At 72.5% G+C, this 19,981-nt stretch carries 12 protein-coding genes and 2 pseudogenes (1 of these 14 running past the window's edge); 11 read left to right on the top strand and 3 right to left on the bottom strand.

All coding sequences use genetic code 11. The annotated features are described in order from the left end of the window. The first annotated feature begins 10 nt into the window (after positions 1–10). Together KKZ08_RS15330 and KKZ08_RS15325 are read left to right on the top strand one after the other, a co-directional pair. Positions 11–3,703: a glycosyltransferase family 2 protein gene (locus KKZ08_RS15330; RefSeq protein WP_223774977.1), complete on the top strand. Its 3,693-nt coding sequence runs from the start codon at positions 11–13 to the stop codon at positions 3,701–3,703. Continuing rightward, positions 3,700–5,196: a DUF5719 family protein gene (locus KKZ08_RS15325; RefSeq protein ID WP_223774976.1), complete on the top strand. Its 1,497-nt coding sequence runs from the start codon at positions 3,700–3,702 to the stop codon at positions 5,194–5,196. Before KKZ08_RS15330 ends, KKZ08_RS15325 begins: the two co-directional genes overlap by 4 nt. Before the next feature lie 24 nt (positions 5,197–5,220). On the opposite strand, the gene KKZ08_RS15320 is transcribed toward KKZ08_RS15325, so the two are convergent. Continuing rightward, positions 5,221–5,682 carry a metallopeptidase family protein gene (locus KKZ08_RS15320; protein ID WP_223774975.1) on the bottom strand — a complete coding sequence of 154 codons (462 nt, stop codon included), beginning with the start codon at positions 5,680–5,682 and terminating at the stop codon, positions 5,221–5,223. 262 nt (positions 5,683–5,944) lie between these two features. On the opposite strand from KKZ08_RS15320, the gene KKZ08_RS15315 reads away from it, so the two are divergent. The 7 genes and pseudogenes from KKZ08_RS15315 to KKZ08_RS15285 all read left to right on the top strand — a co-directional run bounded on the left by KKZ08_RS15315 (position 5,945) and on the right by KKZ08_RS15285 (position 13,570). Further along, positions 5,945–6,364 carry a DUF3499 domain-containing protein gene (locus KKZ08_RS15315; protein WP_223774974.1) on the top strand — a complete coding sequence of 140 codons (420 nt, stop codon included), beginning with the start codon at positions 5,945–5,947 and terminating at the stop codon, positions 6,362–6,364. A 176-nt stretch (positions 6,365–6,540) separates the two neighbouring features. Then, positions 6,541–8,158, top strand: a pseudogene (locus KKZ08_RS15310) (lactate permease LctP family transporter). Positions 8,159–8,286: 128 nt separating this feature from the next. Then, the gene (locus KKZ08_RS15305) at positions 8,287–9,651 is read left to right on the top strand and encodes a phosphomannomutase/phosphoglucomutase (RefSeq protein WP_223774973.1); all 1,365 of its coding nucleotides are present in this window, start codon (positions 8,287–8,289) and stop codon (positions 9,649–9,651) included. Positions 9,652–9,799: 148 nt separating this feature from the next. Then, complete coding sequence (locus KKZ08_RS15300) at positions 9,800–9,976, top strand: Trm112 family protein (protein WP_127912062.1); 177 nt, start codon at positions 9,800–9,802, stop codon at positions 9,974–9,976. A 68-nt stretch (positions 9,977–10,044) separates the two neighbouring features. Continuing rightward, positions 10,045–11,241: pseudogene (locus tag KKZ08_RS15295) on the top strand (SIS domain-containing protein). Positions 11,242–11,317: 76 nt separating this feature from the next. Beyond that, a complete protein-coding gene (gene manA / locus KKZ08_RS15290) occupies positions 11,318–12,469 on the top strand; it encodes a mannose-6-phosphate isomerase, class I (RefSeq protein WP_223774972.1) in 1,152 nt (383 codons plus the stop codon). A gap of 132 nt (positions 12,470–12,601) precedes the next feature. Continuing rightward, positions 12,602–13,570 carry a cation diffusion facilitator family transporter gene (locus KKZ08_RS15285; RefSeq protein WP_223774971.1) on the top strand — a complete coding sequence of 323 codons (969 nt, stop codon included), beginning with the start codon at positions 12,602–12,604 and terminating at the stop codon, positions 13,568–13,570. Positions 13,571–14,065: 495 nt separating this feature from the next. On the opposite strand, the gene KKZ08_RS15280 is transcribed toward KKZ08_RS15285, so the two are convergent. After that, a complete protein-coding gene (locus tag KKZ08_RS15280) occupies positions 14,066–16,225 on the bottom strand; it encodes a fructose-specific PTS transporter subunit EIIC (RefSeq protein ID WP_223774970.1) in 2,160 nt (719 codons plus the stop codon). 366 nt (positions 16,226–16,591) lie between these two features. On the opposite strand from KKZ08_RS15280, the gene ahcY reads away from it, so the two are divergent. Next, positions 16,592–18,049: an adenosylhomocysteinase gene (ahcY, locus tag KKZ08_RS15275; protein ID WP_223774969.1), complete on the top strand. Its 1,458-nt coding sequence runs from the start codon at positions 16,592–16,594 to the stop codon at positions 18,047–18,049. 367 nt (positions 18,050–18,416) lie between these two features. Continuing rightward, on the top strand, positions 18,417–19,031 hold the full coding sequence (locus KKZ08_RS15270) for a hypothetical protein (protein ID WP_223774968.1): 615 nt from the start codon (positions 18,417–18,419) through the stop codon (positions 19,029–19,031). 35 nt (positions 19,032–19,066) lie between these two features. Here the strand turns inward: KKZ08_RS15270 and KKZ08_RS15265 are convergent, their stop codons facing one another. Further along, positions 19,067–19,981: the 3' portion of an RDD family protein gene (locus tag KKZ08_RS15265; RefSeq protein ID WP_223774967.1), read on the bottom strand. It continues 54 nt past the right edge of the window; the window shows 915 of its 969 coding nt (coding positions 55–969); the start codon falls outside the window, past its right edge; its stop codon occupies positions 19,067–19,069.

The following is a 19,981-nucleotide window of genomic DNA, read 5'->3' as shown; positions in this document are numbered from 1 at the left end:
CCGTACCTCGATGTCCGTGCACAGCCATCCGGCAGCCCATCACGACGCTGCCGCCGGGTTCGACCCGACCCGCCCTCCTGAGTTCCCGCGGCACGTCGTGACTGCCGTCCTCGTCTCCCACGACGGCGCCCGCTGGCTGCCCGACGCCCTGGCCGGGCTGCTCGGCCAGGAGCGTCCGGTGCAGCAGGCCGTGGCCGCGGACACCGGCAGCGCGGACGACTCCGCCCGGCTGGTCACCGAGGCCCTCGGCGCCGACCGCGTGCTGCACCTCGCCCGGCGCTCCGGCTTCGGCACCGCCGTCGACGAGGCGGTCCGCACCGCCCAGGTGCTGACCCTCGAGGACCTGCCGTACCTGAAGCGCCCCAGCGGCTGGGACCCGGTGAGCCGGTCCTGGCGCGACGAGGCGTACGACATGCCGGACCTGCCGCACGGCGAGCCTGTGCAGTGGCTGTGGCTGCTCCACGACGACTGCGCGCCCGAGCCCGAGGCCCTCGCCGAACTGCTGCGCGCCGTCGAGAACGAACACGAGCTCGGCAAGGACGTCGCCGTCGTCGGCCCCAAGCTCCGCGGCTGGTACGACCGCAGGCAACTCCTCGAAGTCGGCGTCTCCATCGCCAACAGCGGCCGCCGCTGGACCGGCCTCGACCGCCGCGAGCAGGACCAGGGCCAGCACGACCACGTGCGGCCCGTCCTCTCCGTCTCCACCGCCGGCATGCTGATCCGCCGCGACGTCTACGAACAACTCGGTGGCTTCGACCGCTTCCTGCCGCTGATGCGCGACGACGTCGACCTGTGCTGGCGCGCGCACTCCGCGGGGCACCGCGTCCTCGTCGCCCCCGACGCCGTCGTCCGGCACGCCGAGGCGTCCTCCCGCGAGCGCCGCACCGTCGACTGCGTGGGCCGCACGGCGACGTCACCGCACCGCGTGGACAAGGCGGGCGCCGCATACACCCTGCTCGTCAACGCCCGCTCGGCCGTGCTGCCGTGGATCCTCTTCCGGCTCGTCCTCGGCACGCTCCTGCGCACCGTCACGTATCTGCTCGGCAAGGCGCCCGGACAGGCGCTCGACGAGATCGCCGGCCTCCTGGTGACACTGCTGCGCCCCGGGCGGATCCTCGCCGCCCGCAAGCAGCGCGGCAAGCCGGTGCCCGACGCGGGGGAGATGCGGGCCCTGTTCCCGCCGCCCGGCGCCACGGTGCGCGCCACCGTCGAACAGGCCGCGGGCGGCCTCGTCGGCCGCTCCGACGCGGACGCGCCCGCGGGCGCGGGGCGCCACGGCGCCGTCGAGTCGGGACCCGGCGGCGACGACGCGGACTTCCTGGAGATCGAGCAGTTCGCCCGCCTCAAGCGCATCGCCCGCAAACCGGGCCCGGTGCTCTTCGTCGTCCTCCTGTTCGTCTCGCTCATCGCCTGCCGCGCCCTGCTCGGCAGCGGCGCGCTCGCGGGCGGCGCGCTGCTGCCCGCGCCCGCCGACTCCTCCGGCCTGTGGTCGCGCTATCTGGACGGCTGGCACCCCGTCGGCACGGGCGGCACCCAGACCGCGCCGCCCTACCTCGCGCTCCTCGCCGGGCTGTCCACACTGCTGTTCGGCTCCACCGGGCTCGCGGTCACCGTGCTGCTCGTCGGCTCCGTACCGCTGGCCGGCTTCGCCGCGTACTTCGCCTCGCGCCCGCTCGTCACCTCGCGCCTGCTGCGCGCCTGGGCCTCCGTCGCGTACGCCTTCCTGCCCGCCGCCACCGGTGCGCTCGCGGGCGGCCGCATCGGCACCGGCGTCCTCGCCGTCCTGATGCCGCTCATCGCGCGCGCGGGCGTCGCCGCCGCGGGCCTGACGGCCACCGGAAGCGGGCGCGGGACCTGGCGCGCCACGTGGGCGTACGCCCTGCTGCTGACCCTCGCCACGGCCTTCACGCCGATCGTCTGGCCGATCGCCCTGGTGCTCGGCCTCGCCCTCCTCGCGCTGCGCTTCCGCGACATCACCGCGTACGGCCTGCGGTTCCTCGCCGCGCTCGGCACGCCGCTGCTCGTCCTCGCCCCGTGGTCGCTGACGCTGCTGCCCTTCGGCTTCTTCAAGGAAGCGGGCCTGGAGTTCGGTGACGGCTCCGCCACCGCGCTCGACCTGCTCGGCGCGGACCCCGGCGGCCCCGGCACCGTGGACGGACTGCTGCTCATCGGCATCGTCCTCGCCGCGCTCGGCGCCCTGCTGCGCGCCGAGCGGCAGCTCGCCGTCCGTACCGCCTGGGCGGCCGCCCTGGTCTCCCTGGTCTTCGCCGTCCTGGCGAACGGCTCGGCGTGGGCCGGCCCCGCCACCCTCGGCTACGGCATCGCGCTCCTGGCCGCCGCCGCGCTCGGCGCCGACGGGGCACGCGCGCGTGTCGCCGAGCAGAGCTTCGGCTGGCGCCAGCCGGTGGCCGCGCTCATCGCGTTCGCCGCGGCCGCGGGGCCGCTGCTCGTCGCCGCCGGATGGATGATCCGCGGCGCCGACGGCCCTCTGGAGCGGCGCGATCCGGTGCAGGTGCCGGCCTTCGTCGCGGAGGAGAGCGGCACGCAGGACCAGGCCCGCACCCTCGTCCTCGACAGCGACTCGGCGGCCGCGGTCTCCTACACGCTCGTCCGCGGATCCGGCGCCCGCCTCGGTGACGCCGAACTGACCGCGGCGGCCACCACCGACGACCGGCTCGACAAGATCGTCGCCCGGCTCGTCGCGGGCTCCGGCGCCGACCAGGCCGACCAGCTCGGCGGCTACGCCGTGCGCTACATCCTCGTACGCGAGGGAGCGCCCCGTCAGATGAGCCGCACCCTGGACGCGACGCCGGGCCTGACCCGGCTCAGCCAGGAGGACGGCAGCGCCCTGTGGCGCGTGGACCGGCAGGTCTCCCGTGCCGCCATCGTCCTCAAGAACGGCGACCCGGAGCCCGTCGCCGCGGGCCCCGTCGAACTGCACACGAAGATCCCCTCGGGCGAAGAGGGCCGCGTGCTGCGGCTCGCCGACTCCGCGGCCCCCGGCTGGACGGCGACCCTCGACGGCCGTCCGCTGCCCCGCACCACGCTCGACGGCTGGGCGCAGGGCTTCGAACTGCCCACCACCGGCGGCCGCCTGGACGTCACCTTCGAAGCCCCCGTGAGCCACACCGCCTGGCTGTGGACGCAAGGAGCGCTCGCCGTCGTCCTCGTGGTGCTCGCCCTGCCCGGCCGGCGCCGCGACGTCGACGACGACCTCCCCGAAGAGCCCCTCGTCCCCGCCCAGGCGGTCGAGGGCGAGGGCCGCAGGGCGCGCAGGCTGCGGGCCCAGAGCGAGCAGGCCGCGCAGGAGGCGGGCCAGGACGCGCCGCCTACCGCCGCCGATGAGCCCCTCGCCGCCGTCCCGCAGCAGCAGTCACCGGCACAGTCCTACGCGGATGGGCAGGCACCCGCCCGCACGGGCGCCGAGTACGGCACGTACGGCGGCGATCAGCAGTACCAGGGCGGCCAGTACCCGGCCGGTGCCTACGAACAGCCGCGGTACGAGCCGGAGGCCTACCAGAACGGCCAGTACGACCCGTACGCCTCCTACGGGGCGGTCGGCGGGGCCTACGGAGGGGACCAGCAGCAGTACGGCGGGTCCTACGGAGAGGCGCCGTACGAGCAGCACCCCCCGATGCCGCCGGCGCCCCCGCGGCCGCCCCACGGCACCGACAGTGAGCGCCCCGACGGGAGCCAGCAGTGAACCGCACCACCCAGTCCCTGATCGCCGTGGTCGTCGCGCTCGGCGCCGTCACCGGATACGCCGCGTCCAGCGCCCCCGGCGGCACGGACGACGACGGCGCCAAGGCCGCCGCCCGGCTGCCCGTGGAGCGCACCAGCCTGCTCTGCCCGGCACCCAGCGCCCCCGACCTCGCCGAGACCTCGTACACCGCCTTCACCCCGAAGCCGAGCGGCTCCGAAGGCGGCGGCAAGGCGGAACTGCTGCCCGTCACCAAGCAGTTGTCGGACGTGCCCCAAGAGGGCGCCAAGGACAAGAAGGCCAAGCCCTTCCTGACCCAGCGCAAGCCGGGCGTGGCGGTCGGCGGCGAGGAGTCGGGCGCCGAGGCCCCCGTGCTCATCGGCACCGCCGACGGCGCGCTCGCCCCCGGCTGGACCGTGCAGCAGACCACGACGTACTCCGCGGGCAGCGGCCGTGGCGCGCAGGGCACCAACTGCACCGCGCCCGACACGGACTTCTGGTTCCCGGGCACGAGCACCGCCAAGGGCCGCAGCGACTACATCCACCTGACGAACCCCGACGACTCCGCGGCCGTCGTCGACGTGGAGCTCTTCGGCCCGGACGGCGAGGTCACCTCCCCGGTGGGCGAGGCGATCCAGGTCCAGCCGCACTCCAGCGTCCCGGTGCTGCTGTCCACGCTCGCCGACAAGGAGTACACGAACCTCACGATGCACGTGACGGCGCGCAGCGGCCGGGTCGCCGCCGCCGTGCAGTCCTCCGACGACAAGATCGGCGGTGACTGGCTGCCGGCCTCCGCCGACCCGGCCCCCGCAGCGGTCCTGCCCGGCATCCCGAAGGACGCCACGTCGGTGCGCCTGGTGGCCTTCGCGCCCGGCTCCGACGACGCCGACCTGAAGGTCCAGCTGGCCTCGCCGACCGGCACCCTTACTCCCGCCGGGCACGAGAACCTGCACGTCAAGGCGGGCATGACGGCCGCCGTGGACCTCGGGGACGTCACCAAGGGGGAGGCCGGTTCGCTGCTGCTCTCGCCGAGTGACAAGGCGGTCCCTGTGGTCGCGGCGCTGCGCGTCACCCGCGGCAAGGGCAGCGAGAAGGAGACGGCGTTCATCCCGGCGACGGACGCGGTCGGCACGCGCGCGACGGTCGCCGACAACCGTGCCAAGGGCTCCACGCTCTCCCTGGTGGCCCCGGAGGAGACGGCCAAGGTGAAGGTCACGGCCTCGGCGGGCACGGAGGGCGGCTCGCCGGCCACGAAGACGTACACGGTCAAGGGCGGCACGACCCTGGAGGTCGGGCAGCCGCCGGTGCCGGCCGGCCTCAAGGGTGCGTACGCCCTGACCGTGGAGCCGGTGTCCGGCGGCCAGGTCTACGGCTCGCGGATGCTGGCCCTGCCCGAGGACGGCATCCCGATGTTCACGATCCAGACGCTGCCGGACGACCGCGGATCGGTCGCTGTCCCGGAGGCGGAACGCGATCTGGCGGTCCTGCAGAAGTAACCGGCGAGGTGGCGGGAGCCGGCGTCAGTCCTCGTCGCCGTAGCGCGGATCGACCGACTCCGGGGAGAGGCCGAGCAGATCGGCGACCTGCTCGACGACGACCTCGTGCACCAGGGCGGCGCGCTCGTCGCGCCCCTTGGTGCGGATCTCGACCGGCCGCCGGTAGATGATCACGCGGGCCGGCTTCCCCTCGGACGCGGAGAGGGAACCACCGAGCGGCACCGCCTCGTCCTGCCACTCCCCGTCGGCTCCGCCGGGGCCACCCAGGGGCGGTACCTCAAGGACCAGGAACTCGACCTCCGCGAGCTGGGGCCAGCGCCGCTCGAGCCGCTCCACGGAGTCCTGCACGAGGTCCGTGAAGGCCTCGGCGCGGCTCGCGGAGAGCGGTACCTGCGGCGGCGCCACGGGACCGCGCATGCCCCTGCCGTGGCGGTCGCGGCGGCGGGGCCTCGGTTCTGCGGAACGGGGCTGTACGGGGTCGTCCATCACTGATGAAGCGTAGTCCCCGGGATCGGCCTTATCGGGCGCTGCGCGGCATGTCGCTTCCTGACCGTTCCGGACGAGTTTGGACTCGATTCCGTATCTCTCCTGGACCGTCGAGCGCGCGCCACATGACGTGATTCACGCCATGTGGTGACCGGATTCAACACCACCCGCCCCTGGAGTCACAGGCGTCTGCGCAGGTCAACGCGGTGCCGTCGCGGCACGCCGACGCGGGGACCACGGCACGACACGGTGGAGTGACCTCATGGAGAGTCGTCGCGGCCCGCTCAAGAGTGCGGTACCGTCCAACGTCGTGAGCCCTGTACGTCGCTGTTCGCGCACCGCTTGCGGCCGTCCCGCCGTCGCGACGCTGACGTACGTCTACGCCGACTCGACCGCGGTCCTCGGCCCCCTCGCCACGTACGCCGAACCCCACTGCTACGACCTGTGCGCCGAGCACTCCGAGCGCCTCACCGCGCCCCGCGGCTGGGAGGTCGTCCGGCTCGCCGACGCCTCCGCCCCGCCCCGCCCCTCGGGCGACGACCTCGAAGCGCTCGCCAACGCCGTGCGTGAGGCGGCCCGGCCCCAGGAGCGCGCGGCCGAGGGCGGTGGCACACGCAGGACGGACCCGATGGAGGTCGCGCGGCGCGGCCACCTCCGCGTGCTGCGTTCCCCCGAGTCCTGAAGGCCGACGTCCTCAAGGCCGGCCTCTTGGTCGCCGTAGTCCTGAAGGCCGTAGCCCTTGAGGCCGCCCGAAGCGGAGCCTGACGCCCCTTCACCGGATCCTCTCCTTCCCGCACGTTGACGCCCGTTCACCGAGGCCATGACGATTTCGCCACCCCATAGCCCGGGAGGCGTTCCGTGTACGTGCAGCAACTGGAGCCCGTGGCCGACTCGCTCGGCCTGTCCGCACTCGTCGCGACCCTGCCCCTCCTGACCGTTCTCGTCCTTCTCGGCGCCGTCCGCATGAAGGCCCACCGGGCAGGCCTCATCGGCCTCGCGGTCGCCGTCCTCGTCGCCTGGCTCGCGTACGGCATGCCGCTCGGCCAGACCGCCTCCAGCGCCGTGCAAGGAGCCCTCTTCGGGCTTTTCCCCATCCTGTGGATCGTCGTCAACGCCCTGTGGGTGTACCGCATGACGGTCCGCACCCGGCACTTCGACATCCTGCGCCGCTCCTTCGGACGCCTCTCCGACGACCCGCGCATCCAGGCCCTCGTCGTGGCCTTCTGCTTCGGCGCGCTCCTGGAGGCCCTCGCGGGCTTCGGGGCGCCCGTCGCGATCAGCGCGGTCATGCTCGTCGCCCTCGGCTTCGATCCGGTGCGCGCCGCGGTCGTCGCCCTCGTGGCCAACACCGCGCCCGTGGCCTTCGGCGCCATGGGCACGCCCGTGGTGACGCTCGCCCAGGTGACGGGCCTCCCCCCTGGACACCGTCGCCACCGTCGTCGGCCGCCAGACCCCGCTGCTCGCCCTGGTCGTCCCACTGCTCCTGGTGTGGCTCGTGGACGGGCGGCGCGGGCTGCGCGAGACCTGGGTACCGGCGCTCGCGTGCGGGTTCGCGTTCGCCGCCGCCCAGTTCGCGGCCTCCAACCACGTCTCCGCGCAACTCGCCGACATCGGGGCGGCCCTGGCGGGCGCGGGCGCGCTGATGGCCGTGCCGCACGCCCGACGGCCCGCCGCCGAGCCCGTACGCGCCGCGGTCCTCACCGGCGTACGCAGCGACGACCTCGACCACCACGACCCGCGCCCCGAGGTGCTGCGCGCCTACGCCCCCTACGCCCTCATCGTCGCCGTCTTCTCCCTCGCCCAGATACCGGCCGTCAAGGACCTCCTCACGAAGGCGACGCGGACCTTCGACTGGCCCTTCCTGAACGTGGCCGACCCCTCGGGGGACCCGGTCGGCGGCAACGTCTTCTCGCTGCCGCTCGTGGCGACCGGCGGGACGCTCGTGCTGCTGGCCGGGGTCGGCACGGCGGCGGTCATCGGGGTGCACGCGCGCGTGGCGGTACGGGAATGGGCGGCCACCGTCCACGAGTTGCGCTTCGCGATCCTCACCGTGACGTCCGTGCTCGCCCTCGCGTACGTCATGAACCTCTCCGGACAGGCCGCCACGATCGGGCACTACGTGGCCGCCGCGGGCGCGGGCCTCGCCTTCCTCTCGCCGGTGCTCGGCTGGTTCGGCGTCGCGGTGACCGGCTCCGACACCTCCGCCAACGCCCTCTTCGGCGCCCTCCAGGTGACGGCGGCCCAGCAGTCCGGGCTCTCGCCGGAGCTGCTCGCGGCCGCCAACAGCTCGGGCGGGGTCCTCGGCAAGATGATCTCCCCGCAGAACCTGACCATCGCGTGCGCCGCCGTCGGCCTCGCGGGCAAAGAGGGGGATCTGCTGCGCAAGGTGCTGCCGTGGAGCCTCGGACTGCTCCTGGTGATGTGCCTGATCGTGGTCGGGCAGAGCACGGCCGTGCTCGGCTGGATGCTTCCTTGACGGGGGCGGGGCTGTGGCTCGGTGCCCGCTCTCCGTTCGTTGTCGGTCGTTGCGGGTAGTTTGGGACGACCGACGTGGGGTGACCGACGTACCGACGTAACTCGCAGAGCTTGTAGAGAGGGTTGGCCGTGACTGCTGATCTGTCCCAGATCGTGAAGGCGTACGACGTTCGCGGGGTGGTCCCGGATCAGTGGGACGAGTCGCTGGCCGAGCTGTTCGGGGCGGCTTTCGCGCAGGTCACGGCGGCGGACGCGATCGTGGTCGGCCATGACATGCGCCCCTCCTCGCCGGGGCTCTCGCGGGCCTTCGCGCGCGGGGCGGCGGCGCGTGGCGTGGACGTCACGGAGATCGGCCTCTGCTCGACGGACCAGCTGTACTACGCCTCGGGCGCGCTGAACCTGCCGGGCGCGATGTTCACCGCCTCGCACAACCCCGCCCAGTACAACGGCATCAAGATGTGCCGCGCGGGCGCGGCTCCGGTCGGCCAGGACACCGGACTCGCGGAGATCCGCGCCCTGGTGGAGGGCTGGTCCGAGACCGGCGCCCCCGAGCCCGCGGCGACCCCCGGCACCCTCACGCAGCGCGACACCCTCACCGACTACGCCGCGCACCTGCGCGGCCTGGTCGACCTGAGGGCCAACCGCAGCCTGAAGGTCGTCGTCGACGCGGGCAACGGCATGGGCGGGCACACGGTCCCCACCGTCTTCGAGGGTCTGCCCCTGGAGCTCGTGCCGATGTACTTCGAGCTGGACGGCACCTTCCCCAACCACGAGGCCAACCCGCTCGACCCGGCGAACATCGTGGACCTCCAGGAGCGCGTGCGCGCCGAGGGCGCCGACCTGGGCATCGCCTTCGACGGCGACGCGGACCGCTGCTTCGTCGTCGACGAGAACGGCGCCCCGGTCTCCCCGTCGGCCATCACCGCCCTGGTCGCCTCCCGCGAACTCGCCAAGCACGGCGGCTCCGGCACGGTCATCCACAACCTCATCACCTCCTGGTCGGTCCCGGAGGTCGTCAAGGAGAACGGCGGCACGCCCGTGCGCACGCGCGTGGGCCACTCCTTCATCAAGGCGGAGATGGCCAGGACCGGCGCGATCTTCGGCGGCGAGCACTCCGCGCACTACTACTTCAAGGACTTCTGGAACGCGGACACGGGCATGCTCGCCGCCCTCCACGTCCTCGCGGCCCTCGCCGAGCAGGACGGCCCGCTCTCCGGCCTCGTCGCGCAGTACGACCGCTACGCCGGCTCCGGCGAGATCAACTCCACGGTCGACGACCAGACCGCCCGCCTGGCAGCCATCAAGACGGCGTACGAGGGACAGGACGGGGTCGCCCTGGACGAGCTGGACGGCCTGACGGTCACCGCCGCCGACTGGTGGTTCAACGTCCGCGCCTCCAACACCGAGCCGCTCCTGCGGCTGAACGTGGAGGCCAGGGACGAGGCCACCATGGCCAAGGTCCGCGACGAGGCGCTGGCCATCATCCGCGGCTGACGGCCACCCGGGCCGCCTGCCACGGAGGTAGGCTGACCAGGCCGCGTACGGCGAGGCGGCACCGCGGGATCCCGTACCGCGGGAGCGCGGTCCACCGCCTCGCACCACCGCGAAAACCTCACCACATCAGCTCGAAGGGACCCACCCCATGGCGCTCGAAGCCGGCCTCCTGGAGATCCTCGCCTGCCCGGCCTGCCACGCCCCGCTCAAGGAGACGGACAGCGAGCTGATCTGCACGGCGGACGCCAAGGAGTGCGGCCTCGCCTACCCCGTCCGCGACGGCATCCCCGTACTGCTGGTCGACGAGGCCCGCCGCCCCGCGTAACGGCACCCGCCCCGGCACGACCCAGCAGCGCGCAGGAAGCCGCGCACGGCGATCGGAGGCCCCTCCCCATGCTCGACGAGTCCTTGCTCGACGACCCCGAGGCGCTGGCCCGCGCCGACCGCCGCGGACTGCTGCGCGGCGCGGCCGAGGCGGGCGCCCGGGTCCGCACAGCGGTCCGGCACGCCGCCGAGGTAACCTGACGGAACTGAAGCCCGACGGCCGCCCCCGCGCCATCCTGATCGCGGGACCGGGCACCGCCGTCGTCTGCGTCGCCGACCTGCTCGACGGCCTCGCGGGCGCCGCCTGCCCCGTCATCCGCCTCGCCCCGACCGGCGTCGCCCCCGCCGCGGGCGCCCTGCGCTGGGCACTGCCCGGCTGGGTGGGACCGGTGGACCTGCTGCTCATCGCCACCCCGGACGGCTCCGAACCGGGCCTGACGCTCCTCGCCGAGCAGGCGTACCGCCGCGGTTGCACGGTTGTCGCCGTCGCCCCCGTGCGCACCCCCCTCGCGGAGAGCGTGGCGGGCAGCCACGGCCTCACCGTGCCCCTGGCCGCCTCGCCCTACGGCGCGTACGAGGGCGCGCACGACGAAGCCACCAGGGAGACCGCCTCGTACGAGGCACGCCGCGTCGAGGACGAAGCCGCGCCCGGCGCCCCGTGCACCCTGTGGGCCCTGCTCGTCCCGCTCCTCGTCCTCCTGGACCGCACCGGCCTGATCACCGCCCCGGTCGACACCCTCCAGAAGGTCGCCGACCGCCTCGACCGCGTCGCGGAACGCTGCGGCCCGGCCATCGCGACGTACAGCAACCCCGCCAAGACACTCGCCGCCGAGCTGGCCGACGCGCTCCCGCTCATCTGGACCGAGGGCCAGTCCGCGGGGGCCGCGGGCCGCCGCTTCGCCGCCACCCTCGCCGAGCTGGCCGGGCACGCGGCGCTCGCCGCCGAGCTGCCGAGGCCCTGCCCGCTCACGGCGCCCTCCTGGCGGGCAACCCCGCGGGCGGCGACGACACCGACGACTTCTTCCGCGACCGCGTCGACGACCAGCGGCCCTGCGCGCCCGCGTGGTGCTGCTCCGCGACCGCCCGGCGGACCTGGGCGGCCTCACCGCGGCGCCCGCGGCCCGCGAACTGGCGCACGGCCACGACGTCGCGCTCAGCGAACTGGAACCGGAGGCGGCCGACGAACTGGAAGCGCTCGCGGAGCTGATCGCCGTCACGGATTTCGCCGCCGTTTACCTGGCGCTCGCCTCCGGGGGCCGATCATGACCGCTCAGGCCGCACCCCCGCCGACCGGACCGGCGGCAGTTCAGCACTCGCGTACGCAGTAAAGGAGAACCCCTCCGTGGACCGCCTCAGCAACACCATCCGCCCCTACGCCTGGGGTTCCACCACCGCCATCGCGGAGCTCCTCGGCGTCGAGCCGAGCGGTGAGCCGCAGGCCGAGATGTGGATGGGCGCCCACCCGGGCGCGCCCTCGCGCACCGAGCGGGGCGCGCTCAACGCGGTCATCGAGGCGGACCCGGAGCGCGAGCTCGGCCCGGAGGCGGTCGCCAAGTTCGGCCCGCGCCTGCCCTTCCTCCTCAAGATCCTCGCCGCGGGCGCCCCGCTCTCGCTCCAGGTGCACCCCGATCTCGCCCAGGCGAAGGAGGGTTACGCGGACGAGGAGAGCAGGGGCGTCCCCATGGACGCCCCGAACCGCAACTACAAGGACGCCAACCACAAGCCCGAACTGATATGCGCCCTCACGGCGTTCGACGGCCTGTGCGGCTTCCGCGCCCCCGCCGAGACCGCCGACCTCCTGGAGACCCTCGGCGTCGACTCCCTCAAGCCGTACGTCGACCTGCTCCGCGCCCACCCCGAGGACGCCGCCCTGCGCGAGGTCCTGACGGCCGTACTGACCGCCGATCCCGAACAGATGGCCGAGACGGTCGCCGAGGTCACGGGCGCCGCGCAGCGCCTCGGCGGCCCCTACGCCCCGTACGCCGGCATCGCCCACCACTACCCGGGCGACCCGGGCGTCATCGCCGCGATGCTCCTCAACCACGTACGACTCCAGCCCGGCGAGGCCCTGTTCCTCGGCGCCGGCGTCCCGCACGCCTACCTCGACGGCCTCGGCGTCGAGATCATGGCCAACTCCGACAACGTCCTGCGCTGCGGACTGACCCCCAAACACGTCGACGTACCCGAACTCCTGCGCATCGTCCGCTTCGAGGCGACCGATCCCGGCGTCCTGCGCCCCGAGGCGTCCCCCGCCGACGAAGAGGTCTACGAAACCCCGATCGACGAATTCCGCCTCTCCCGCTTCACGCTGCCGGAGGGCGCCGCCCCGCACGACCTCACCGCCGCCACCCCGCAGATCCTGCTCTGCACTGCGGGTTCGGTCCGCGCGGGCGAACTGCCCCTGACGCCCGGCCAGTCCGGGTTCGTCCCCGCCGGAGAAAAGGTCGAAGTGTCCGGAGTGGGCACGGTTTTCCGGGCCACTGTGGTGGCCTGACGCAACAGCACCCTCCCGTGCTGCAACAATGACCCACCGCAAAGGACGGGCAAAGCGGCCGGGCAGCGCACCGGAGCACTGCCCGCCCGCGATGGCCGACCACACACGAAGGCGAAGGGACCCCCGGCACTTATGAGCGCGTCAGGCGGAACAAAGGCGATTGTCGCGGCACTCGCCGCGAACCTCGCGATCGCGGTGGCGAAATTCGTCGCGTTCATCTTCAGTGGCTCCTCGTCGATGCTCGCCGAGAGCGTCCACTCACTCGCCGACTCCGGCAACCAGGGGCTGCTGCTAGTCGGCGGCAAGAAGGCCCAGCGCGAGGCGACCCCGCAACACCCCTTCGGCTACGGCCGCGAGCGCTACATCTACGCCTTCCTCGTCTCGATCGTCCTCTTCTCGGTCGGCGGCATGTTCGCGATCTACGAGGGCTACGAGAAGATCAAGCACCCGCACGACATCGAGCACTGGTACTGGCCGGTCGGCGTCCTGGTCTTCGCGATCATCGCCGAGACCTTCTCCTTCCGGACCGCCATCAAGGAGTCCAACCAGCTGCGCGGCAAGCTCACCTGGACGCAGTTCGTGCGCCGCGCGAAGGCCCCCGAGCTGCCGGTCGTCCTCCTGGAGGACCTCGGCGCGCTGGTCGGCCTGATCCTCGCCCTCTGCGGCGTCGGCCTGGCCCTCGCCACCGGAGAGGGCGTCTGGGACGGCATCGGCACGCTCTGCATCGGCGTCCTGCTCATCGCCATCGCGATCATCCTCGCGGCGGAGACCAAGTCCCTGCTGCTCGGCGAGGCCGCGGGCACGGAGGAGGTCGCCAAGATCGAGAAGGCCCTGGTCGACGGCGACACGGTCACCAAGGTCATCCACATGCGCACGCTCCACCTCGGCCCCGAGGAACTTCTCGTCGCCGCCAAGATCGCCGTCCAGCACGACGACACCGCCACGGAGGTGGCGACCGCGATCAACGCCGCCGAGGAGCGCATTCGCGCGGCGGTCCCGATCGCCCGCGTGATCTACCTGGAACCGGACATCTACAGCGAGCCGACAGCGACAGACGGCACCAGCCCGACGAGGACGCCTGGCGGTATGGACAGCCACTGAGTTCCCGCCCGCACGGCGTATGCACGGATGCGCCCACGCAGGCCGATGGGGCCCCGCACCGAATATGGTGCGGGGCCCCATCGGCGTCCGTGCGCGGTATCGAAGGGCTTGCCCCCTCGGTGTCCGTGCGTGCTCTCGAAGGGCTCGCGCGCGTCGATGAGCGCCGGGCCGACGGACGGAACGGCACACGCCCGCCGGCCCCACGTAGGCGCTTCCCGCGCGGACGGGTGCGTATGGGCCGCTGGGTGCATACGCCAATGGGCCTGCGAACAGCCGTACGGCACCCGGTACACCGACGGAGCCACACGTTGCAACAACCCCCCAGAGGCTGGAGGTGCGGGCTGTCGACGCCACGCGACTCCCACCGAGGCCGAGCGAGCGTCACAGACGTACGAGGGACTCACCGACGTACGAGAAGCCCCGCGTACGCCGAGCCCGTCGGCATACGAGGCCCGCCCCCCGACAACGCCCCGGAAGGAAGCCCCGCCACCCCCGCTACCGCACCTCGCGCAGCACCTCGAGGATCGCGGCGTCGTCCGGGGCCGCCTCCAGCCGCCCCCGGAAGCCCGTGTCCATCAGCTTCCGCGACAGCAGCGCGAGAATCCGCAGGTGCTCGTCCCCGGCGGCCGCCTCCGGTACGGAGATCATGAAGATCAGCCTGGCCTTCGTCCCGTCCAGGGAACCCCACTCGATGCCCTCCGCCGAGCGTGCGAACCCGACGACCGGGGCCAGCACCGCGTCGGTCTTCGCGTGCGGGATGGCGATCTCCTCGCCGAGCCCGGTGGTGCCCTGCGCCTCGCGCCGCAGCGCGGTGCGCACCAGCTCCTCCACGTCGTCGACCTTGCCCGTGGTGGCGAGGAGCGCGGCCATCTCGCGGATCGCGGCCTCCTTGTCCCGGGCCTCCAGCTGGACCTTCACGGTCCGTTCGGTGAGGTAACCGGAGAGAACCTCCCCCGCCGGGGCCTCCGTAGCGGCAGCGGCGGCGGGACCCTCAGCCCCGGAAGCCCCGGAAGCCCCGGAAGCCGCTGCGGACGCATCCGCTCCCGGAGCGGCACCCGCCATCCCCACCGACGCCCCCGCCAGGGAAGCCGCGCCGCCCACCGCACTCCCCGAAGCCGCCCCGACCCCCGCGAACACCGGCTCGGGACCACCACCCGGCCCACCGGCCACACCCGCCCCACGCCGCTTGCGCCCGCCGAGGTCGATGAGCGTCACCGTGGTCAACGCGGTGACGACCGCGCCGACGGCCACGGCCACGAAGAACATCGGTACACCGCCAATGGCACCCAGCACCGCCACGATCGGCCCCCCGTGCGGCACCGCGTCCTCCACACCCGCCATACCGGCGACGGCTCCTGCGACCGCGCCGCCGAGCATGTTGGCCGGGATGACCTGCGCAGGCCGCGCCGCAGCGAACGGAATCGCCCCCTCCGAGATTCCGAACATCCCCATGAACAGCGAGGCCATCCCGGTCTCGCGCTCCTGCTCCGAGTAGAGCCGCCGCCGGATCAGTGTGGCGAGCCCCTGCCCGAGCGGCATCACGGGGATGGCGGCGGCGCACATGCCCATCACGGTCTGGTTGCCGGTCGCGATGAGCCCCGTACCGAAGAGGAACGCGGTCTTGTTGACCGGCCCGCCCATGTCGAACGCGATCATGAGCCCGAGGACCGCGCCCAGCAGGATCGCACTGGCCCCGGTCATACCGCTGAGCCAGTCGGTCAGGTGCTCGAAGACCCACGAGATCGGCTTGCCGATGACGTAGATGAAGAACAGCCCGAGCGCTGTCGTCGCGACGATCGGGATCACGATGATCGGCATGATCGGCCGGACGAACTTCGGGACCTGGACCTTCTTGATCCACACCACCAGATAACCGGCCAGGAACCCGGTCACGATGGCGCCGATGAAACCGGCTCCCGCCTTCGAGTCGTACAGCTCACCCGTGTTGGCGATCCACCCGCCGATCATGCCCGGCACCAGCGCCGGCCGGTCCCCGATGGCGTACGCGATGTATCCCGACAGGATCGGCACCATCAGCGTGAAGCCGATGACCCCGATGGCGTTGACGTGCGCCCAGAAGGTCCCCTCCGGGATCACATAGCCCTTGGACGTGGCGTCACCGCCCAGCGCCAGCGAGATGGCGATCAGCAGTCCACCGACCACCACGAACGGGATCATGTACGAGACGCCGTTCATCAGCGCCTTGTACGCGACGCTCCGCTCCCGCCCGCCCCCACTCCCCGCGGCAGACCCAGCAGACGCAGCAGACACGGCAGAACCACCACCACCGCCCCCCTGCACAGGCGCGCTCCGCACCCGCTCGATCAGCCGCTCCGGGTGGCTGATGCCCTCGGCCACCCCGACGGAGACCACCCGCTTACCCGCGAAGCGACTGCGGTCCACGTCCTTGTCGGCCGCGATGATGACGCCGTCGGCGTCTCTGACATCGTTGTCAGACAGTACGTTCTCGGCCCCGATGGAGCCCTGCGTCTCCACCTTCATGTCGATCCCGAGGCTCTCCGCGGCCTGCGAGAGCTTCTCCGCCGCCATGTAGGTGTGGGCGATGCCGGTCGGACAAGCGGTCACCGCGAGCAGCTTCAGCCGTCGCTGTCCGCTGGTGTCCCCGCCCGTGGGAGGGTCGGCCGGACTGGTCACGTGGGTCTCCTCATGCCTTTACCGATGTACCGAACAAGATCGCGCACATGTTCCCGATCTCAAGGCATCCTGCAACACGTGAGCGCAGGATCAAAAGCGCAAACGTCCCATAACGTCCGGTCTGGCGGCCTATCCACCGGTGATGCCGTGCCCGGAGGCGGGCTGGGGTTCGCTGGGCCGACCGGTGTAGCTTTGTGGGTGAGCCAGACGTCGCTGCTGATGGCGGTCGGGCGGTCCACGCACGGACCGGCCGAGGGAGAGAGGGCCTCCGACGGACTGCGCTGCGCGCGCCGGTGCACCCTTGTACCCGACGCCGCAGGTCAGCCATGCCCACCCTCGACCAACCCCACGAGGAGCAGCTCACTCATGACGACTGCCACCAACGGCCAGGACTTCAAGGTCGCCGACCTCTCCCTCGCCGCGTTCGGCCGCAAGGAGATCACCCTCGCCGAGCACGAGATGCCCGGCCTGATGGCGATCCGCAAGGAGTACGCCGCCGGCCAGCCGCTCGCCGGCGCCCGCGTCACCGGCTCCCTGCACATGACCGTGCAGACCGCCGTGCTCATCGAGACCCTGGTCGCCCTCGGCGCCGAGGTCCGCTGGGCCTCCTGCAACATCTTCTCCACCCAGGACCACGCCGCCGCGGCCATCGCCGTCGGCCCGAACGGCACCCCGGACAACCCCCAGGGCGTCCCGGTCTTCGCCTGGAAGGGCGAGACCCTGGAGGAGTACTGGTGGTGCACGGAGCAGGCCCTGACCTGGCCGAACACCCCCACCGGCGGCCCGAACATGATCCTGGACGACGGCGGCGACGCCACGCTCCTGGTCCACAAGGGCGTCGAGTACGAGAAGGACGGCAAGGTCCCGTCCGTCGACACCGCCGAGAACGACGAGCACCGCGTCATCCTGGAGCTCCTCAACCGCACCATCACCGACGGCTCGCAGAAGTGGACCCAGCTCGCCTCGGAGATCCGCGGCGTGACCGAGGAGACCACGACCGGTGTGCACCGGCTGTACGAGATGCACCGTGACGGCACGCTGCTGTTCCCGGCGATCAACGTGAACGACGCCGTGACGAAGTCGAAGTTCGACAACAAGTACGGCTGCCGCCACTCGCTCATCGACGGCATCAACCGCGCCACGGACGTCCTCATCGGCGGCAAGACCGCCGTTGTCTGCGGCTACGGCGACGTGGGCAAGGGCTGCGCGGAGTCCCTGCGCGGCCAGGGCGCCCGCGTGATCGTCACCGAGATCGACCCGATCTGCGCGCTCCAGGCGGCGATGGACGGTTACCAGGTCACGACGCTGGACGAGGTCGTCGACAAGGCCGACATCTTCATCACCACGACCGGCAACAAGGACATCATCATGGCCTCGGACATGGCCAAGATGAAGCACCAGGCGATCGTGGGCAACATCGGCCACTTCGACAACGAGATCGACATGGCCGGCCTCGCCGCCATCCCCGGCATCGTCAAGGACGAGGTCAAGCCGCAGGTCCACACCTGGACGTTCCCCGATGGCAAGGTCCTGATCGTGCTGTCCGAGGGCCGCCTGCTCAACCTGGGCAACGCGACCGGCCACCCGTCCTTCGTGATGTCCAACTCGTTCGCGGACCAGACCCTGGCCCAGATCGAGCTGTTCACCAAGCAGGAGGAGTACCCGACCGACGTCTACGTGCTCCCCAAGCACCTGGACGAGAAGGTCGCCCGCCTCCACCTCGACTCGCTCGGCGTGAAGCTCACGACGCTCCGCCCCGAGCAGGCCGCGTACATCGGCGTCGAGGTCGAGGGCCCGTTCAAGCCCGACCACTACCGCTACTGACAGCCGACCGGCCGCCGGTCAGCCAGCACCCTCCAGCAGGCCCTCGCCCCCGCGGCGGGGGCCTGCCCCCTTTCTCACCGCAGGGGGCACCTCACCGCAGGGACGCGGCCCGCAGCGGGTGGCCTCACCGCAAGCACGCGCCTCACCGCAGGACGGTGATTCCCACGGCCGGGACGCGCCTCACCACAGGGACGGCGACCCCCACGGCAGGCGTGCGACTCTCATCGAAGGGAAGCGACCCACCCCGCGGAAAGCACTCCTCCCGGCGGAAGCCACTTCTCCCCACGGAAGCCACCTCTCGCCACCTCCCTTCGCAGGACCACTTCTCCCGCAGGAAACCGACCGACCGAGGACCAGGACCCAGCCCATGCCCCGCGGCCGATATTCGCTCCACGATCCGCACGATCACACCCCCCTCGGCGAAGAACACTTCCACTGCGCACCCGGCCCCTCCGGCTGGCGCTATGTCGCCCAGCGAACCGCCCCCTCCGGCACCCCCGCAGGCTCCGTCGACCTCGCACTCGACGACCGGGGCCGCCCCATCCGCCTCGAACTGCACGCGGGCGACTGGCAGGTACGCGCCGCCGCCCTCAACGGCGTCACATGGGTCCGCACCGACCCCACCGGCGCACACGCCACCGAGGACAACGCACCCGCCCACACCTTCACCGGCACATCCCCCGCCTTCCTCGTCTCGACGGCCCGGCTACTGCGCCTGACCCCCGCCTCCCCCGCGACCCGCGTCCGCCTGGTCGCCTTCACGGACCCGGTCCTCGCCCCCCGCACTCTCGACCAGTCCTGGGCCCTGCTGAAAAGCGAAGCACACGCCACTGACAACGGCCCGCTGATCGTGGACGAATACCAGGTCACAGCCCTGGACACCGGCGAACAGCACGCGGTCCACATCACCGGCGACGTCGTCCTCGCGGCCCCCGGCATCGAGCTGGAGCACCTCGAAACCCCGCCCTCGACCTTTACCTGACGCCGTCCGCCCACCCCTGCGCATGCCTCGACCGGCTAAGCAGGCGGCACGAACCCCGTGGCAGGAGGCACGCCCTCATCGCCACCACGCGGCCCCGCCGGCGGCACGGCACCGGGAGCGGGGGAGCGCGACGGGAGCGGTGCGGTCCCATCGCCGCCGTACGCAGGTCCGTGGCCAGGCACATGGCTGTAGCCGGGCCCGGGCCGGAACCCCGCACCAGGTCCCGCACCCGGCTCTGCAGCGCCACTCCCGGCAGACCCACCGAAGGTCCGCCGCGCGTCCCGCGCCTGCCGCTCGTGCACCACAGCCGCCAGATACGCGGCCGGCGGCACACCCGGTGGCACCGGAGCCCCCGTACGCTCCGCCAGATCCCGGGCAAGACGCTCCGCCATCGCCCAGCCCACCTGCGGATCCAACTGCCCCATCCGCGTCAGACACTGCCGGATCGCGAGCCACAGCCCCTCGGGGACGCCGGACAGATCGAGCCCGGAGAACCGCCCCATCAGCCAGGGCGGCGGCGGAGGCACAAAAGCGGCCCGCCCCGCGGGAACGCGCTCGCGCACGACCAAGGTCCCCGCGAACACATCCCCGAGCCGCCGCCCCCGCGCCGACACGAGCGACGCGACGCACGCCACGACCCCGAAGGTCATCAGAATCTCGACGACCCCTATGGCCCCCCGCACCAACGCGTGCCGGAACCGAATGGGCCCCCCGTCGTCCCGCACCACCCGCAACCCGCAGGCCAGCTTCCCCAAGGACCGTCCATGACTGAGCGTCTCCACCGCGATGGGACCACCGACCAGAAGGAGTACGAAGCTCGCGACGGCCACCGCGGCGGCCGCGGCGTCGTCCAAGGAAGCCGTGGAAGCGACGACGCCGATGGTCACCCCGAGATAGACCGCCCACGCCACGACCAGGTCGATCAGCACGGCCAGCGCCCGGCTCGGCAG

The organism is Streptomyces sp. 135, from assembly GCF_020026305.1.
Lineage (GTDB): Bacteria > Actinomycetota > Actinomycetes > Streptomycetales > Streptomycetaceae > Streptomyces.
This window is presented reverse-complemented; position numbering and strand designations above follow the sequence as displayed.